Origin of the sequence: Streptomyces calvus (assembly GCF_006782915.1) — a bacterium.
Taxonomy (GTDB): domain Bacteria; phylum Actinomycetota; class Actinomycetes; order Streptomycetales; family Streptomycetaceae; genus Streptomyces; species Streptomyces calvus.
This window is the reverse complement of sequence record NZ_VCNP01000049.1, coordinates 77,502-93,211: the sequence shown is the minus strand read 5'-3', so window position 1 is coordinate 93,211 and position 15,710 is coordinate 77,502. Positions and strand designations below refer to the sequence as shown.

Below are 15,710 nucleotides of genomic sequence, written 5' to 3'. Positions count from 1 at the left end.
TTCCGGCGCTGACCCGCAACCGTGAGCCGCCTCGTGCGGTGAGCCGGACTGCCCCGCACGGTCCGTGACCGGCTCACGTGCCCGGCGCTCCGCCGGGCACGGCACCGTCGAGGCATACGGAGCCGAGCCGCCGGGGTGTCCCGCGCTGCCCGGCCCTCCTGCAGGGAAGGCACCCGCCGATGATGAACGTCCGCCGCAGCGCCGCGGTCCTCGCCGCCGTCGCCGTGATCGGCGCCGCCGCACCGGCCGCCGCCGACTCGTCCCCGTCGCCGTCGCCGTCCCGGGCGCTGCCGTCCGCCCTGTACGGGGACGGCGATCCGCAGTACGACGGCGTCTGGCGCCAGTCGCTGGCCCTGCTCGCCCTGCACACGGTGGACGTCGCGCCGCCGCAGGCGGCCGTGGACTGGCTGACCGGCCAGCAGTGCGCGGACGGTTCCTTCGCCCCGTACCGCGCGGACACGTCGAAGGCGTGCGACGCGAAGACGGCGGTGGACACCAACCAGACCGCGGCAGCCGTCCAGGCCCTCGCCGCGCTCGGCGGCCACGACGCGGTGACGGACAAGGCCGTCGGCTGGCTGAAGTCCGTACAGAACACGGACGGCGGCTGGGGCTACACCGCGGGCGGCGCCAGCGACACGAACTCCACGTCCGTCGTCGTCGGCGCGCTCGCCGCGGCCGGCGAGAAGCCGGCCGAGGTGCGCAAGGACGGCAGGTCGCCCTACGACGCCCTGCTCAAGCTGGCGCTTCCGTGCGGCGGCGACGGCCGGGGCGCCTTCGCCTTCCAGCCGGGCGAGAAGGGCGAGTCGGCCGCCAACGCGGACGCGACGGCGGCGGGTGTGCTCGGCGCGCTGGGTGCGGGTCTGGTCGTCGAACCCGGCCGGAGCAGGACCGGGGACGCCGCGTGCGCGAAGGCCGACGATCCCGCGCAGGCCGCCGCCAACGGTGCCGCCTACCTCGCGGACATCCTCGCCGAGGACGGCCACCTCACCTCCGCCCTGGCCGGTGCCGAGGACCAGCCGGACTACGGCAACACCGCCGACGCGGTCGTCGCGCTCGCCGCGCGGGGCGCCACCGGGCCGGCGCGGAAGTCCGTGGCCTGGCTGGAGGAGAACGCCGCCGACTGGGCGGCGCAGAGCGGCCCCGCCGCCTACGCCCAGCTGATCTTCGCCGCCCACGCGGCCGGCGCCGACCCGCGTGACTTCGGCGGCACGGACCTGGTGCGGCAGCTCACGGCGACGGGCCCGTCCGCCGCCCAGCGGACCGCCACGGCCGAGACGGCCGAGACGGCGGAGAAGAAGGACGAGTCGGACTCCGGTTTCGGCGTCTGGTGGTTCGTCGGTGTGTGCCTGGTCGCCGGGATCGGCATCGGCTTCCTGATCAGCGGCCGCACGAAGGGACGGCAGCCGTGATCCGCCGGGCCGCCGCGCTGTTCCTGGCCGCGCTCCTGCCCCTGCTCGCGGCCACCGGCCAGGCCCGGGCCGCCGGGTACCGCTACTGGTCGTTCTGGGAGCAGGACGGCACGACGTGGACGTACGCCACGCAGGGCCCGTCCCTGCTGCGTCCGGCCGACGGCGCCGTGCAGGGCTTCCGCTTCTCCGTCAGCGAGGACTCCGCGGACGCGGCGGAGCCGCGCGGCACCGCCGACTTCGCCACGATCTGCGCCGGCACCCCGGCGCGGGACGGCGCGAAGCGCGTGGCGCTGGTCATCGACTTCGGCACCCGCGCCGACGCACCGTCCGGCGAGACCCCGCCGGCCGCCCGCACTGCCTGCGCGCGGGTCGCACCGGACGCGACCACGTCCGAGGCGCTGGCCTCGGTCGCCGAGCCCCTCCGCTACGACACCAACGCCCTGCTGTGCGCCATCGACGGCTATCCGCGGAAGGGCTGCGGCGAGCAGATAGCGGCGGACGAACAGGAGCAGAAGCAGAAGCAGAAGCAGGAGCAGCGGAGCGAACCCGCCGACGGCGGCCCCTCGGTGGGCCTCGTGGCCGGTGTCGCCGTGGTCGCCGTCCTGGCGGCGGCGGCCCTCTGGCAGGTCCGCCGTCGTGCCTAGCCGGTGCGACGCGGCCGGGCGCGACGGCATCCGGCGCACGCCGCCGGCCGGGCCCGCCGCCCGGCCGGCGCGCCACCGCACGTCCCTGCATCCCGGCGCCTGGTGGCTCTGGGCCCTGGCCCTCGGCACCGCCGCCACCCGCACCACCAACCCGCTCCTCCTCGCGCTCCTCATCACCGTCTCCGCGTACGTGGTGGCGACCCGCCGCCCCCACGCCCCGTGGGCCCGCTCCTACGGCGCGTTCCTCAAGCTCGCGCTGGTCGTCCTCCTCGTCCGGCTCGCCTTCGCGGTGGTCCTCGGTTCGCCCGTTCCCGGCACGCACGTCCTCCTCGCCCTGCCCGAAGTGCCCCTGCCGTCCTGGGCGCAGGGCATCCGCCTGGGCGGCGAGGTCACCGCCGAGGCCCTGACGTTCGCCTTCTACGACGCCCTGCGCCTGGCCGCGCTCCTCGTCTGCGTCGGCGCCGCGAACGCCCTCGCCAACCCGTCCCGCCTGCTCAAGTCCCTCCCGGGCGCCCTGTACGAACTCGGTGTGGCGGTCGTCGTGGCGCTGACCTTCGCCCCGCATCTGATCGCCGACGTGCGGCGGCTGCGGGCCGCCCGCCGGCTGCGCGGCCGCCCCGACCGCGGCGTCCGCGGTCTGCTCCAGGTCGGACTCCCGGTGCTGGAGGGCGCGTTGGAGCGTTCGGTGGCGCTCGCCGCGGCGATGGACGCGCGTGGATACGGCCGTACGGCCGAGGTGCCGCCCGCTGTGCGCCGTACCACCGCCGCGCTCACCCTCGGTGGTCTGCTCGGTGTCTGCGCCGGCACGTACGGGCTGCTCACCGCGGAGGGCGGCGCGTACGGGCTGCCCGTCCTCCTCGCCGGTCTGGCCGCCGCCCTCGCGGGCCTGTGGCTGGGCGGCCGGCGCACCCTGCGCACCCGTTACCGTCCCGACCGCTGGGACGCCCGCGCCTGGCTGGTGTCCGCTTCCGGGGCCGCCGTCGCCGCACTGCTGGCGCTCGCCGCGAGCCGTGACCCGGCGGCCCTGCATCCCGGCGTGGTCCCGCTGGTCGCCCCCGAGCTGCCCCTGTGGCCGGCGGCGGCCGTCCTGATCGGCCTCCTCCCCGCCTTCGTCACCCCCGCCCCCGTGGCACCGCATCCCCGCAAGGAGCCGACGTGATCCGGTTCGAGAACGTGTCGGTGACGTACGACGGGTCGGCGGAACCCGCCGTCCGCGGCGTCGACTTCGAGGTGCCCGAGGGTGAGCTGGTGTTGCTCGTCGGGCCGTCCGGTGTCGGCAAGTCGACGGTGCTGGGCGCGGTGAGCGGTCTGGTGCCGCACTTCACGGGCGGCACCCTGCACGGCAGGGTCACGGTCGCCGGCCGCGACACCCGCACCCACAAGCCGCGTGAACTCGCCGATGTCGTGGGGACGGTGGGCCAGGATCCGCTGTCGCACTTCGTGACGGACACGGTGGAGGACGAACTCGCCTACGGCATGGAGTCGTTGGGCCTGTCCCCGGCGGTGATGCGCCGCCGGGTCGAGGAGACGCTGGACCTCCTCGGACTGGCCGGCCTGCGCGACCGTGCCCTCTCCACTCTCTCCGGCGGCCAGCAGCAGCGGGTGGCCATCGGCTCGGTGCTGACCCCGCATCCGCGGGTGCTGGTGCTGGACGAGCCGACGTCCGCTCTCGACCCCGCCGCCGCCGAGGAGGTCCTCGCGGTCCTCCAGCGTCTGGTGCACGACCTGGGCACCACCGTCCTCATGGCCGAGCACCGCCTGGAGCGGGTCGTCCAGTACGCGGACCGGGTGGTGCTGCTGCCGGGTCCCGGGGAGCGGCCGCTGCTCGGGACGCCGGCGGAGGTGATGGCGCTCTCCCCCGTCTTCCCGCCGGTGGTGGACCTGGGCCGGCTGGCCGGCTGGTCGCCGCTGCCGCTGACGGTCCGTGACGCCCGCCGCAGGTCGGCGCCGTTGCGCGACCGTCTCACCGACAGGCAACCGCCCGCGCCGCAGCCCGCTCCTCCCGCGCCGTCCCCGACGACCCGGCGCCTGTTCCCGCGCGGGAAGTCCGCCACCGCATCGTGCGTCCACGTGGCGGAGGTCCGCTCCCTGGCCGTGCGCCGCGACCGTGTGCAGGCGCTGCGCCACGTGGACCTGACGGTCACGCCGGGTGAGACGATCGCGCTGATGGGCCGCAACGGCGCCGGGAAGTCGACCCTGCTCGGTGCGCTGGTCGGTCTGGTGGAGCCGTCCTCCGGCACGGTCCGCACCGGCGACGCGGTCCCGCACCGCACCCGCCCCCGTGACCTGGTCCGCCGTGTCGGCCTGGTCCCGCAGGAGCCGCGCGACCTGCTGTGCGCCGACACGGTCGCGGCGGAGTGCGCGGCCGCCGACCGGGACGCGGGCGCCGCGCCGGGCACGTGCCGTGCCCTGCTGTCGGAGCTGCTGCCGTCGGTGTCCGACGGCACCCATCCGCGGGACCTGTCCGAGGGGCAGCGCCTCACGCTGGCGCTGGCGGTCGTCCTCACCGCCCGCCCTCCGCTGCTGCTCCTCGACGAGCCGACCCGCGGCCTGGACTACGCGGCGAAGGCCCGCCTGGTGACAATCCTGCGCGCGCTGGCCGCCGAGGGCCACGCCATCGTCATGGCCACGCACGACGTGGAACTGGCGGCGGAACTCGCCCACCGGGTGGTGTTGATCGCCGAGGGCGAGGTCATCGCGGACGGTCCGGCGGCGGAGGTGGTCGTGGCGTCGCCGTCGTTCGCGCCGCAGGTGGCGAAGATCCTGGCCCCGCAGCGGTGGCTCACGGTCCCCCAGGTCCGCGAGGCCCTGCGATGACGGCCGCCTCCACACCCCCGGAACGCCGTACCCGGGCCATCCGCCTCGGCCCTCGCTCCTGGCTGGCCCTGGTCCTGGTGAGCGCGGTCGGCGTGGCCGGTTTCGGCTGGCCGTTCCTCGCCCCGCCCGAGTCGGCCCTGAACGCGCACGCCCAGGACGCGCCGTGGCTCTTCGCGGGCCTGCTGGTCCTGCTGGTCGCGGTCGTGGCGGCGACGATCTCGGAGTCGGGCCTGGGTCCGAAGGCGGTGGCGATGCTCGGCGTCCTCGCCGCGACGGGCGCGGCGCTGCGTCCTCTCGGCGCGGGCACGGCGGGTCTGGAACCCATGTTCTTCCTGATGGTGCTCAGCGGCCGGGTCCTCGGCCCCGGCTTCGGCTTCACGCTCGGCTCGGTGACGATGTTCGCGTCCGCGCTGCTGACGGGCGGTGTCGGGCCGTGGCTGCCGTTCCAGATGCTGGCGATGGGCTGGTTCACGATGGGCGCGGGACTGCTGCCGGGCCCCGACCGTCTCCGCGGCCGTGCGGAGGTCGTCCTGCTGGCGGTGTACGGATTCCTGGCGGCGTTCGCCTACGGCACGGTGATGAACATGGCGGGCTGGCCTTTCATGTCCGCCCTCGCCTCGAACATCGCCTTCTCGCCCGACGCGTCCCTGGCCACCAACCTGGCCCGCTTCCTGGCGTACTGCCTGGCCACGTCCCTCGGCTGGGACCTGGGCCGGGCGGCGGTCACGGTCGTCCTGACCCTCACCCTCGGCACCCCGGTCCTCAAGGCCCTCCGCCGGGCCACGCGCAGGGCCGCTTTCGAGGCGCCGGTCACGTTCGGCGACGCCCCTCGGTGAGGCCCCGCACGCGCCGGGTGACCGAGAGGGTGAAGCACCCCACATGACCGGCGTCACATACGAAGGACGGCCGTAGCCCCCCACCCGTACCGGACGCACCCCGCGCCCCGCCCACCCCGCTCCCTGCACGTGCACGGCCCGACGCCTGCGACCGGCCTTAGTAAATCGGACCTTTGCGGGCAATCCCGAGATTTGTTTCGGTGGAGCGGTCGCCAGGCGCCGACGTGCCCGCCCCGGGCCGCGGCGCCGCCGCATGTCCCCGCCGCACACCGCGGCACGCATACCGGCGACCCTCCTGCTTCCGACCGAAAGGCCGCCTGTGTCCGCCGCTTCCGTCCTCCGCACCGTCGCCGCCCCGAAGAAGGCCCTCGCCGGCGCCGCTCTGGCCGCCGCCACCTGCGGCACGCTGATCGCCGCCGCGCCCGCGCACGCCGCGACCACGAGCGCCACCTCGGCGCAGGCGACCGCGAAGAAGATGATCGGCAACTCGGCCGAGTACCAGTGCTTCTCGAAGATCGTCCAGCACGAGAGCAACTGGAACCCCACCGCGACGAACTCCTCCAGCGGCGCCTACGGCCTGGTCCAGGCCTTGCCCGCCTCCAAGATGGCCTCGGCCGGCTCCGACTGGAAGACCAACCCCGCCACGCAGATCGAGTGGGGCCTGGACTACATGAAGGACCGCTACGGCAGCGCCTGCGACGCCTGGAGCTTCTGGCAGTCCAACGGCTGGTACTGACAGCCCGCACATACCGAAGGCGGTGGCCCTCCGATCCCCCGGGGCCGCCGCCTTCGCCTGCCTCCGGCCGCCTGGAGCGGGCCGGCTGGAGTGAGGCCAGGAGTGGGGCCTGCCTGGAGTGCCGGTCAGCCGAGGACGAACGGCATCCTCGCGGCGAGCCCGCCCAGCACGGCCCGTTCCCCGGCGGTCGGCGCACGACGCCCCGTGCCGACCAGCAGGGCGTCCGCGTCGGAGAGTTCGGCGGGGAACGGCGCTCCGGCGATCCTCTCCAGCGCCGCGCGGGCCGCCGCGAGGGTGTCGGCGGGCGGCCCGGCCGCGGAGGGCAGGTGGGCGATCAGGTCGAGGTGGTGCAGGGTCCATTCGAGGACGTACGCGGACAGGTAGTCCGCCACGGTCAGGACCTTGCCCTGCGTACTGACCCGGGCGGCGGGGTCGGCGAGTTCCGCGGCTCGGCCGGCGGCGGAACCGACGTCGTCCAGGTGGAACTTGAGCAGGCCCGGATCGCCGTACGCCGCCGCCAGTCGCGGAATCAGCGCGTCCAGCGGGTCGTCACCGGTCGGTGGTTCCACCAGGTTCCAGTAGGTGACGGCGTCCGCCGTCGGCTCCGTGTCGGCGGGCGTGACCAGCGTGATCAGGACGTCCTGCGCGTCGATGACCAGGTGGCACACCAGGTCCCGCACGAGCCAGCCCGTGCAGCCGGACGGCCGGGCGAAGTCGTCGTCCGGGACGTCGGCGACGGCGGCGAGCAGTGCGGTCCAGGAGCGCGAGAAGTGAGTCATCGTGGCAGTGGGGTGGCGGCGGCCCAGTCGAGGAAGTGGGTGAAGGCGGCGGGGCCGGCCGTGATGATCGACTCGGCCGGGGTCTTGGAATCGCGAACAGCTATACAGAGGGCGGTCATTGCCACCTCTACGCAGTCGCCGCCCTGGTCACCGCTGTAGCTCGACTTACGCCACAGGATCCCCGCCGGAATCAGGTTGCTGTCCATAGCGCTCCTCCATCACCCGTCGGATCAGTCCGGCCGACTCCCTGAGGGAGAGCGCGGCGGCCTGGAGGTGATCGTAACGGAGCGAACAGTCCTTGACCGTGTCCGGGTTGGCGGTCGGATGCCCGCTGCCGTACCCCTCCGTGTAGACGATGGACGGGTCCCGGTCGAAGCGGTAGAGGTTGAATGAGCCTTGCAGGCCCGCGTGCACTCCGACCGAGAACGGCAGCACCTGAACGTTGATCCAGCGATTGCCCTCGAAGGACAACAGCCGTACCAGTTGCTCCCGCATGGTCTCGGCGCCGCCGACCTCCTGACGCAGCGCGGCCTCACTGACGACCATCCACAGGACCGGTGGCTGTCCCTTGTCGAAGATCCGCTGTCGAGCCAGTCGGACGGCGGTCCTGTCGTCGAGGTCGGTGTCGTCCAGGGCACCGAGCACCGCACGCGCGTAGGCCTGGGTCTGGAGGAGACCGTGGACCATGTGCGTCTGGAAGGTGCAGATCTCGATCGCCCGTGACTCCAGCTCGGCCACCTGCTGGAACCAGGCCGGAAGTTGACTGCGCATCACCAGGCCCACGAGGCGGGACAGCAGTCCGCCGGTTCCCAGCGCCGCGTCCACCCGCTCGCTGAACTCCTGCGTCGGCAGTTTCCGGGCCGTCTCGATCTGACCGACCAGTGAGCCCGTGTAGTTGACGATGTCCCCGAGCTGCCGCTGGGTCAGGCCGGCGGCCTCGCGGTGGCGGCGCAGTTCGAAGCCGTAGTAGTCCAGCGGAGACGCGCCCGGGTCGAGGACGTTGATGTGGGTCACGCGGAGCCCCTTTCGCGCAACTCGGTCCACAGCGGAACCGGTTGTATTCGTGCTGTAGCCGAGCGTAGTGAGGGCAGGTCAGCCTTGTGGCGTGAACGAACACATTCCTCCGGTCCTCCTCGCCGCGCGCGGCGCCCAGTACACGATGCGTCTGACCGTCGGTGAGCACGCGGCACGGCACGTCCGGCGCATCGTGCGGTCGTTCCTGCGCGAGTGGGAGATGGCCGGGCTGTCCGACGCTGCGGAACTGGGCGTGACCGAGCTGCTCGCCAACGTCGTACGACACGTCCCGGACCGGCGCTGCACGCTGCTGTTGCTGCGGCTGCCCGGTGGCGTCCGGGTCGAGGTGACCGACGGTTTCGACGCACTGCCGTCCGTGCCGGTCGGGTTGGCGCCCGATGCCGAGAACGGGCGAGGACTCGCGCTCCTCGCTGCGGTGACCGACGCCTGGGGTGTCGATCCCGAGCCGCGTGGCGGGAAGACCGTGTGGTTCGAGTGCTGCAGTGAACGCGTGTGAGGGATGTGGCCGTCGGGCCGCTCGCTCACCGACGTGCGTCAGCTGAGCGAGCGGTCCTTCTCCCGCACGGCCGGCTCCCTGGTGAACTCCGTGGCAGCCACGGCCGTACGGGCGCGCGGCCCCTGCAGCAGGTACGTCAGGCCGAAGCCGGCGCCGACGACCACCGCGCCGCCGGCCGCGTCCAGCACCCAGTGGTTGCCGGTGGCCACGATCGCGGAGGCGGTGAACAGGGGATGGAGAAGGCCCAGGGCCTTCATCCACGCCTTCGGCGCGATGATCGCGATGACCAGGCCGCACCACAGGGACCAGCCGAAGTGCAGCGACGGCATCGCCGCGTACTGGTTGGTGAGCGCGGTCAGCGTGCCGTAGTCCGGCTTGGAGAAGTCCTGCACTCCGTGCACCGTGTCGATGATGCCCAGGTCCGGCATCAGGCGCGGCGGGGCGAGCGGGTAGAGCCAGAAGCCGATCAGGGCGAGAAGGGTGGCGAAGCCGAGGCTGGAGCGCGCCCAGCGGTAGTCGACGGGCCGCCGCCAGTACAGCAGGCCGAGGACGGTCAGCGGGACGATGAAGTGGAACGACGTGTAGTAGAAGTCGAAGAAGTGCCGCAGCCAGTCGATCTTCACCACGGCGTGGTTGACGGCGTGCTCGATGTCCAGGTGGAGCACGCGTTCGAAGTCGAGGATCTGCTGGCCGTGCTCCTCGGCGCGGGCGCGGCCCGCCGCGGCGTTGTCGCCGGTCGCGGCGAGGCGGACCTTGGCGTAGGCGGCGTAGGTGACGCGGATCAGCAGCAGTTCGAGCAGCAGGTTCGGCCGGGTGAGCACGCGGCGCAGGAACGGCAGCAGCGGGACGAACGCGAAACGGCCGGGGACCGGCGGGGCGTACCGGGTCGGGATCGGCGCGTCGAAGTACGGCGAGGTGCGGGACAGGAACGGGACCGCGACGGCGGCGGCGAGAGCGGCGAGGAGGACGACGTTGTCACGCAGCGGGTGCAGGGCCGCCATGTTCGGCAGCATCATCTTCGCGGGCAGCGTGATCACCAGGACGACGGCGACCGGCCACACCAGCCGGTCCGAGGCGCGGTTGCCGACCCGGCCCACGGCGGCGAGCAGCACCCACAGCAGCTGGTGCTGCCAGGCGGTCGGGGCGACGACGACGGCGGTGCAGCCGGTGACCGCGACCGCGAGCAGCAGCTGACCGTCACGGGCGTAGTGGACGGCGCGTCTGAGACCCAGGACGGCGACCGCGGTCCCGAGCAGGAGGAAGAGGCCGATCTCCAGCGGGCCTTCGAGGCCGAGGCGGAGCAGCGCGCCGTGCAGGGACTGGTTGGCGAGGTCGTCGGCGGGGCCGCCGAGGCCGACGCCCGCCATGTGGTGCACCCAGTAGGTGTGCGAGTCCTGCGGCATCGCCGCCCAGGCGAGGACGGTCGCCGCGGCGAACGTGACGCCGGTGGCGGCGGCCGGCCGGCGGCGGCCCGTGAGCCACAGCAGCGGAGCGAAGAGCAGCAGCGTCGGCTGGAGCGCGGCCGCGACACCGATCAGGACGCCGCTGACCCGGCGGCCGCGGACCACGAAGCAGCCCAGCAGGACCAGCAGGACCGGGACGATGCTGGTCTGGCCGAGCCAGAGGGTGTTGCGCACCGGCAGCGACAGCATGAGCAGGCTGATGGCGACCGGGGCCGCGAGCAGCGCGGTGCGCCGGCCGACCGGCTGCGGCAGCGCACGCGCGGCGACCACACCGAGCGCGGCGACCAGCAGCAGGGTGCCGAAGGTCCAGCCCCAGCCGAGGGCCTGTTCGGCCGCGCGGGTGAGAGGTTTGAGGACGAGGCCGCCGAAAGGAGTGCCGGTGAAGCGGGTGGAGTCGTAGAGGGAGCCGCTGACGTGCAGCACACCCTCCGGACCGACCCAGGTCTCCAGGTCGGTGAGCCGCTCACCGCGCGGAGTGGTGAGGACCACGGCGATCTGCCGTACGGCGAGGACCGCGGCGAGCAGCCACAGTCCGAGGCGCGCCAGGCGCAGCCGTGCCCGGGTGCCGCCGACGGCCGTCGCCCCGAATGCCTCCGCCGGTCGCCCACTGTGCTCCGCGTTCGCCACGCCCCGTCGGCCTCCCGCCCCGTTGTGTCCCGCGTGTCCCGTGCGCGGGATCTCACTCCGCGAACCCTATGAGGCTCGCGTCGCCCCTGACAGGGACGCAGGCAACCCCGGCTTCACCTGACGGCCCTCTCACTTTTGTCCGGATGACGATAGTCCGACGGGGCCGGGGTTGCCCGCGAGGGACGCGAGAAGGATCACAGTGGACGGCGGGAGGGACGGCGTCGGGGCGGGGCTGCGGCCCTGCGCACAGCGCATTTATGTGCAGTATGCAGCGAAACGCATACCGCCCGTAGAGGGGCCAAGTCCGCCTATCGTCGCTCTTTCGGCCCGCCGACAGCGCCGCCGCGCGGTCCCGTGTCCCTGTCCCCGTCGAAAGGTAGGCGAGCGAAGTCTTGTCGACTGCCCCGGTCGTCCCGGCCCACGTCGCCCCTCACCCGGCCGCCCCGTCCCGGCGGCACGGCTCCGCGCAGGCGCCCGCCCCCACCGTCACCGATCCCGCGCTGGTCCGGCGTGCCGTGAAGGCGGCCGCGCTGGGCAACGCGATGGAGTGGTTCGACTTCGGTGTCTACAGCTACATCGCGGTCACGCTCGGCAAGGTGTTCTTCCCGTCGGGGAACGCCACCGCCCAGTTGCTGTCCACGTTCGGCGCGTTCGCCGCGGCCTTCCTGGTCCGTCCGCTCGGCGGCATGGTCTTCGGGCCGCTCGGCGACCGGGTGGGCCGGCAGAAGGTCCTCGCCCTCACGATGATCATGATGGCGGCGGGCACCTTCGCCATCGGCCTGATCCCCTCCTACGCCACGATCGGCGTCGGCGCCCCGATCCTGCTGCTGGCGGCCCGCCTGGTGCAGGGCTTCTCCACCGGCGGCGAGTACGCCGGAGCGTCCACCTTCATCGCCGAGTACGCACCCGACCGGCGGCGCGGCTTCCTCGGCAGCTGGCTGGAGTTCGGCACGCTCGCCGGGTACATCGGCGGTGCGGGCCTGGTCACCCTGATGACGGCGCTGCTCTCCTCGGACGACCTGCTCTCCTGGGGCTGGCGCATCCCGTTCCTGATCGCCGGCCCGATGGGCATCATCGGCCTCTACCTGCGGATGCGTCTGGAGGAGACGCCGGCGTTCGCCGCCGAGGTCGAGAAGGCGGAGAGCGAGCGCCCGAAGGTGCCGCTGCGCGAGATGGTCACCGGCCAGTGGCGGGCGCTGCTGCTGTGCGTGGCGCTGGTCCTGGTCTTCAACGTCACCGACTACATGCTGCTGTCGTACATGCCGAGCTACCTCACCAGCGAGCTGGGCTACGACGCCACGCACGGCCTGGTCGTCGTGCTCGGCGTGATGGTGCTGATGATGATCGTCCAGCCGTTCGCCGGAGCGCTGACCGACCGGGTCGGCCGCCGTCCGGTCATCGCGGCCGGCTGCGCCGGGTTCCTGCTGCTGTCCGTGCCGGCGCTGCTGCTGATCCGCGACGGCGGTCTGCTCGCGGTCGCCACCGGCATGGGCGCGCTCGGGCTGCTGCTGGTGTGCTTCACCGCCGCCATGCCGTCGGCGCTCCCGGCGCTGTTCCCGACCCGGGTGCGCTACGGCTCGCTGTCGATCGGCTTCAACGTCTCGGTGTCCCTGTTCGGCGGCACGACCCCGCTCGTCGTCACGGCCCTGATCGGCGCGACCGGCGACATGATGATGCCCGCCTACTACATGATGGCGGCCGCCGTGATCGGCGGGTTCGCGGTGTGGCGCATGGCCGAGTCGGCGGGACGGCCGCTGCCCGGTTCGGCGCCGTCGCTGGAGCCCGGGACACACCCGGCAAACGTCTGACGCGGCGCGGAGCACGGCGTATCTTCGTCCACGGCAGTAGTTAGACAGACTAACCAGCCGTACGGAAGGTACAGGTGCATGAGCGAGCCGCAGCTCTGGCACGAGGTGGACGACTACTTCACCGCCCGCCTCATGCCGGACGCCCCCGACGACGACGCCCTGGCGGCCGCCCTGCGCGACAGCGACGCGGCCGGCCTGCCGGCGATCGCCGTCTCACCCCTGCAGGGCAAGCTGCTCCAGCTGCTCGCGCAGGTGCAGGGCGCCCGGCACATCCTGGAGATCGGCACCCTCGGCGGCTACAGCACCATCTGGCTGGGCCGTGCCCTGCCGGCCGACGGACGGCTGATCTCCCTGGAGTACAAGCCCGAGCACGCCGAGGTCGCCGTCCGCAACATCGCCCGGGCGGGACTGGACAAGCAGGTCGAGGTGCGGGTGGGCGCGGCGCTGGACTCGCTGCCCCGGCTGGCCGACGAGAACCCGCCGCCGTTCGACCTGGTCTTCATCGACGCCGACAAGGTGAACAACCCGCACTACATGGAGTGGGCGCTCCGGCTGACCAGCACGGGCAGCCTGATCGTCCTCGACAACGTGGTCCGGGGCGGCCGGGTGGCCGACCCGGACAACACCGACCCGGACGTGGTGGGCACCCGCGCCGCCCTCGACATGATCGGCCGCCATCCGCGGCTGAGCGGTACGGCCGTGCAGACCGTCGGCGCCAAGAACTACGACGGTTTCGCGCTGGCCCGCGTGGTGGCGTGAACGGACCCGGGACGCCTCACACCTCGTGGTAGAAGCCCACGTTGACGCTGCGCGGGGCGGTGCGGTCGTGGATGACGACCTCGCCGCTGCCGCCCCGGGGCAGCGGCACGGTGCCGCCGTAGGCGACCGGGTGGGCGTGCTCGCCGACCGTCAGCCGGACCTCGGAGGACGGCTCGGGCAGGGAGCCGCGCAGCCAGGTCAGCTGCCACGTCCCGTCCGCCGCGCACTGGAACTCCAGGTGGACGCGCGAGACGAACAGCCAGTCGTCGGGCGTGGACAGGCGGCACACCGCCTTGTCCCGGCCCACCCGCAGCACGGTGCCCGGCTCGCTCGGCGCGTCGGCCATGAGCATGCCGGCCGTGGCGCCCGCTTCCTCCGCGGACACCGCGGCCATGGTGAGTTCGAGCACGTGCGCTCCTTCTGGGACTGAGACGTCTGACGGGCCGAGGTGGGCCCGAGACCCGCGGCCGGATCGGCTCGCTGCCGCCGCATGATAAAACGCCCGGCTCGACGGCGTCCGGCACAATGGCCTCATGACCGAGCGAAAGCCCCCGGGCGTCGACTTCGAGAGCTGGGTCGACAAGCAGATCCGCGACGCCGACGCGCGCGGCGAGTTCGAACGGCTGCCAGGAGCGGGCAAACCGCTGCCGCGCGAGGTGGAGACCACCTACGACGAACTGTGGTGGGTCAAGCGGAAGATGGCCCGCGAGGGCTTCTCGGTGCTGCCGCCGACGCTGGCCCTGCGCAAGGAGGCGGAGGACGCCCTGGAGGCGGCCCACGCGGCTCCCTCGGAGCGCGTGGTGCGGAGGATCCTCACGGAGATCAACGCGAAGATCCGCGACATGATGTTCAAGCCGCCGCCCGGCCCGCCGCTGGGCATGAAGCCGTACGACGTCGAGGACGTGGTACGGCAGTGGCGGGAGCGCCGGGCGACGGCGGACGGGTCAGACGCGTAGCAGGCGTTCCGCCAGCTCGCGGTAGTCGCGCAGGGCGAGGCGCAGTTGCTCGGTGTCGGCCGCCGTGACGTGCGGGCCCGCCGCCTGCCTGCCGTCCTCGGCGTCTGCGGTCCGCCAGGAGCGGCGCAGGGTGCGGCGCCGCTCGGTCACCGCGTCCGTGAAGCGCTCGGTGAGCTCCCTCAGCACGTCGTCGGCCTCCTGCACGGCGTCCCGCGGCGCGTCGACGAAACCGGCCACGGCGTGCCGCAGCCGCTCGGCGAGCTTGTCGGCGATCTCGTGCGGCAGGAGCCGGGCACCGGCGTGGTGAGGGTCCGGGGTGCCGTGCGCGGGGCCCGGCGTGCCGTGCGCGGCGTCCGGGGTGCCGTGCGCCGGGTCCGGGGTGCGGCCGGGTGACCAGTCGGGGCCGGTGGCCGTGGCGTCGCCGGGCGCCGGGGGCGCGGCGGGCGGTGGCGGCGCGGCGGGCGGCGAGTCGGCGGGTGCGGTGCGGCCCGCGGGTGCGGTGCGGCCGGGTTCCTTGCCGGAAGCGGGGCCGTGGATGCCGGCGGTCCGGGTGGTGGGGTCGGGGGGTGGGATGTCGTCGGGGCGGCGGGTCGCGTCGGACATGGCGCTCAGCTCTCCTTCGCCTGGTGACGGTGCAGCAACGACGGGACGTGGTGGCCGCGGCGGGCCGCCGGGGCCGTACGGTCGGCGTCGGCGCGGTGGCGTCCGCCGTCGTGGCGGGACGGGCGGAGCAGTTCCGCGAACAGGGCGCGGGCCTCGACCATCGCCTCGCGCATCTCCTCGGTGCCCGCGACGCCGTCGTGCGCGCCGTCGGCACGCGACCGCGCCGCCCGGTGCACACGCCGGTAGCCCTCGACGTGGTGGGCGTGGTGCACGGACAGCGCGGCGAGCTGGTCCTCGTAGTGCCCGCCGGCGGGGAAACCGCGCGCGGCGGCGAGTTCGGCGATCAGCCGGTCCGCCTCGGCGACCGCCTCCCGCGGGGCGTCGACGAACCGCTCCTGGGCGGCCGTCCAGCGCGCCTCGTACCGCTCCCGCTCGGCGGGCTCCAACGGCCGCTCGCGCAGGGCGCCGTGGCGCTCCACGCGCTCGGCCAGCTCCCGCTCGGCGGCCCTGGTGTCCCCGTCGTGCCGGGCGACGGCGCGGTCGTACTCGGGCCCGAAGCGCCGCTTCAGGCCCCTGCCGTGCCGCGGGCCGCGGGCGCGCAGGGCGATGACGGCCGCGACGGCGACGACAAGCGCAACAATCACGATCAACGCAATGATCAGGCCAGTGGACATGGATGCCTTCCCGGTTCTCGGCCCAACCGGCACTCCTCGCGAGCCGGTTCGCCTTCCGGGTTGCCCGA

The 15,710-nt window shown here is 73.6% G+C and carries 17 protein-coding genes; 10 read left to right on the top strand and 7 right to left on the bottom strand.

The features are described 5' to 3' along the window. The first annotated feature begins 182 nt into the window (after nt 1-182). The 6 genes from FGW31_RS24335 to FGW31_RS24310 all read left to right on the top strand — a co-directional run bounded on the left by FGW31_RS24335 (nt 183) and on the right by FGW31_RS24310 (nt 6,442). The gene (locus FGW31_RS24335) at nt 183-1,409 is read left to right on the top strand and encodes a prenyltransferase/squalene oxidase repeat-containing protein (protein ID WP_142195741.1); all 1,227 of its coding nucleotides are present in this window, start codon (nt 183-185) and stop codon (nt 1,407-1,409) included. Further along, on the top strand, nt 1,406-2,053 hold the full coding sequence (locus tag FGW31_RS24330) for an SCO2322 family protein (RefSeq protein WP_142195627.1): 648 nt from the start codon (nt 1,406-1,408) through the stop codon (nt 2,051-2,053). The genes FGW31_RS24335 and FGW31_RS24330 overlap by 4 nt, the downstream gene beginning before the upstream one ends. A 28-nt stretch (nt 2,054-2,081) precedes the next feature. After that, entirely contained in the window at nt 2,082-3,212 is a 1,131-nt protein-coding gene (locus FGW31_RS24325) for an energy-coupling factor transporter transmembrane component T (protein WP_142195740.1), read from the top strand. After that, nucleotides 3,209-4,870: an ABC transporter ATP-binding protein gene (locus tag FGW31_RS24320; RefSeq protein ID WP_142195626.1), complete on the top strand. Its 1,662-nt coding sequence runs from the start codon at nt 3,209-3,211 to the stop codon at nt 4,868-4,870. The genes FGW31_RS24325 and FGW31_RS24320 overlap by 4 nt, the downstream gene beginning before the upstream one ends. Further along, nucleotides 4,867-5,706 carry an ECF transporter S component gene (locus tag FGW31_RS24315; RefSeq protein ID WP_142195625.1) on the top strand — a complete coding sequence of 280 codons (840 nt, stop codon included), beginning with the start codon at nt 4,867-4,869 and terminating at the stop codon, nt 5,704-5,706. Before FGW31_RS24320 ends, FGW31_RS24315 begins: the two co-directional genes overlap by 4 nt. 319 nt (nt 5,707-6,025) lie before the next feature. Then, a complete protein-coding gene (locus tag FGW31_RS24310; protein WP_161175300.1) occupies nt 6,026-6,442 on the top strand; it encodes a lytic transglycosylase domain-containing protein in 417 nt (138 codons plus the stop codon). Between the two features lie 125 nt (nt 6,443-6,567). On the opposite strand, the gene FGW31_RS24305 is transcribed toward FGW31_RS24310, so the two are convergent. The 3 genes from FGW31_RS24305 to FGW31_RS24295 are packed head-to-tail and all read right to left on the bottom strand — an operon-like array spanning nt 6,568 to nt 8,235. Beyond that, nucleotides 6,568-7,221 (bottom strand): maleylpyruvate isomerase N-terminal domain-containing protein, encoded by a 654-nt coding sequence (locus FGW31_RS24305; protein ID WP_142195623.1) that lies wholly within the window; start codon nt 7,219-7,221, stop codon nt 6,568-6,570. Then, complete coding sequence (locus FGW31_RS24300; RefSeq protein WP_142195622.1) at nt 7,218-7,427, bottom strand: DUF397 domain-containing protein; 210 nt, start codon at nt 7,425-7,427, stop codon at nt 7,218-7,220. Before FGW31_RS24300 ends, FGW31_RS24305 begins: the two co-directional genes overlap by 4 nt. Beyond that, a complete protein-coding gene (locus tag FGW31_RS24295) occupies nt 7,387-8,235 on the bottom strand; it encodes a helix-turn-helix domain-containing protein (protein ID WP_142195621.1) in 849 nt (282 codons plus the stop codon). The genes FGW31_RS24300 and FGW31_RS24295 overlap by 41 nt, the downstream gene beginning before the upstream one ends. A 91-nt stretch (nt 8,236-8,326) precedes the next feature. Here FGW31_RS24295 and FGW31_RS24290 point away from each other — a divergent pair, with 91 nt between their 5' ends. Beyond that, a complete protein-coding gene (locus FGW31_RS24290; protein WP_233288688.1) occupies nt 8,327-8,752 on the top strand; it encodes an ATP-binding protein in 426 nt (141 codons plus the stop codon). 38 nt (nt 8,753-8,790) lie between these two features. Here the strand turns inward: FGW31_RS24290 and FGW31_RS24285 are convergent, their stop codons facing one another. Then, nucleotides 8,791-10,842 carry a bifunctional glycosyltransferase 87/phosphatase PAP2 family protein gene (locus tag FGW31_RS24285; RefSeq protein ID WP_142195620.1) on the bottom strand — a complete coding sequence of 684 codons (2,052 nt, stop codon included), beginning with the start codon at nt 10,840-10,842 and terminating at the stop codon, nt 8,791-8,793. Nucleotides 10,843-11,234: 392 nt separating this feature from the next. Here FGW31_RS24285 and proP point away from each other — a divergent pair, with 392 nt between their 5' ends. Together proP and FGW31_RS24275 are read left to right on the top strand one after the other, a co-directional pair. Further along, the gene (gene proP, locus FGW31_RS24280; RefSeq protein ID WP_142195619.1) at nt 11,235-12,650 is read left to right on the top strand and encodes a glycine betaine/L-proline transporter ProP; all 1,416 of its coding nucleotides are present in this window, start codon (nt 11,235-11,237) and stop codon (nt 12,648-12,650) included. Between the two features lie 78 nt (nt 12,651-12,728). After that, the gene (locus tag FGW31_RS24275) at nt 12,729-13,409 is read left to right on the top strand and encodes an O-methyltransferase (RefSeq protein WP_142195618.1); all 681 of its coding nucleotides are present in this window, start codon (nt 12,729-12,731) and stop codon (nt 13,407-13,409) included. A 16-nt stretch (nt 13,410-13,425) separates the two neighbouring features. Here FGW31_RS24275 and FGW31_RS24270 read toward each other — a convergent pair whose 3' ends face one another. Then, a complete protein-coding gene (locus tag FGW31_RS24270) occupies nt 13,426-13,818 on the bottom strand; it encodes an FHA domain-containing protein (RefSeq protein ID WP_142195617.1) in 393 nt (130 codons plus the stop codon). A 124-nt stretch (nt 13,819-13,942) separates the two neighbouring features. Between FGW31_RS24270 and FGW31_RS24265 the strand changes: the two genes are divergently transcribed. Beyond that, nucleotides 13,943-14,365, top strand: coding sequence for a DnaJ family domain-containing protein (locus tag FGW31_RS24265; protein ID WP_142195616.1), 423 nt, complete (start codon nt 13,943-13,945; stop codon nt 14,363-14,365). Here the strand turns inward: FGW31_RS24265 and FGW31_RS24260 are convergent. Continuing rightward, complete coding sequence (locus tag FGW31_RS24260; RefSeq protein WP_142195615.1) at nt 14,354-14,968, bottom strand: hypothetical protein; 615 nt, start codon at nt 14,966-14,968, stop codon at nt 14,354-14,356. The genes FGW31_RS24265 and FGW31_RS24260 overlap by 12 nt on opposite strands. Nucleotides 14,969-14,973: 5 nt before the next feature. Continuing rightward, complete coding sequence (locus tag FGW31_RS24255; RefSeq protein WP_142195614.1) at nt 14,974-15,642, bottom strand: hypothetical protein; 669 nt, start codon at nt 15,640-15,642, stop codon at nt 14,974-14,976. Nucleotides 15,643-15,710: the final 68 nt, after the last annotated feature.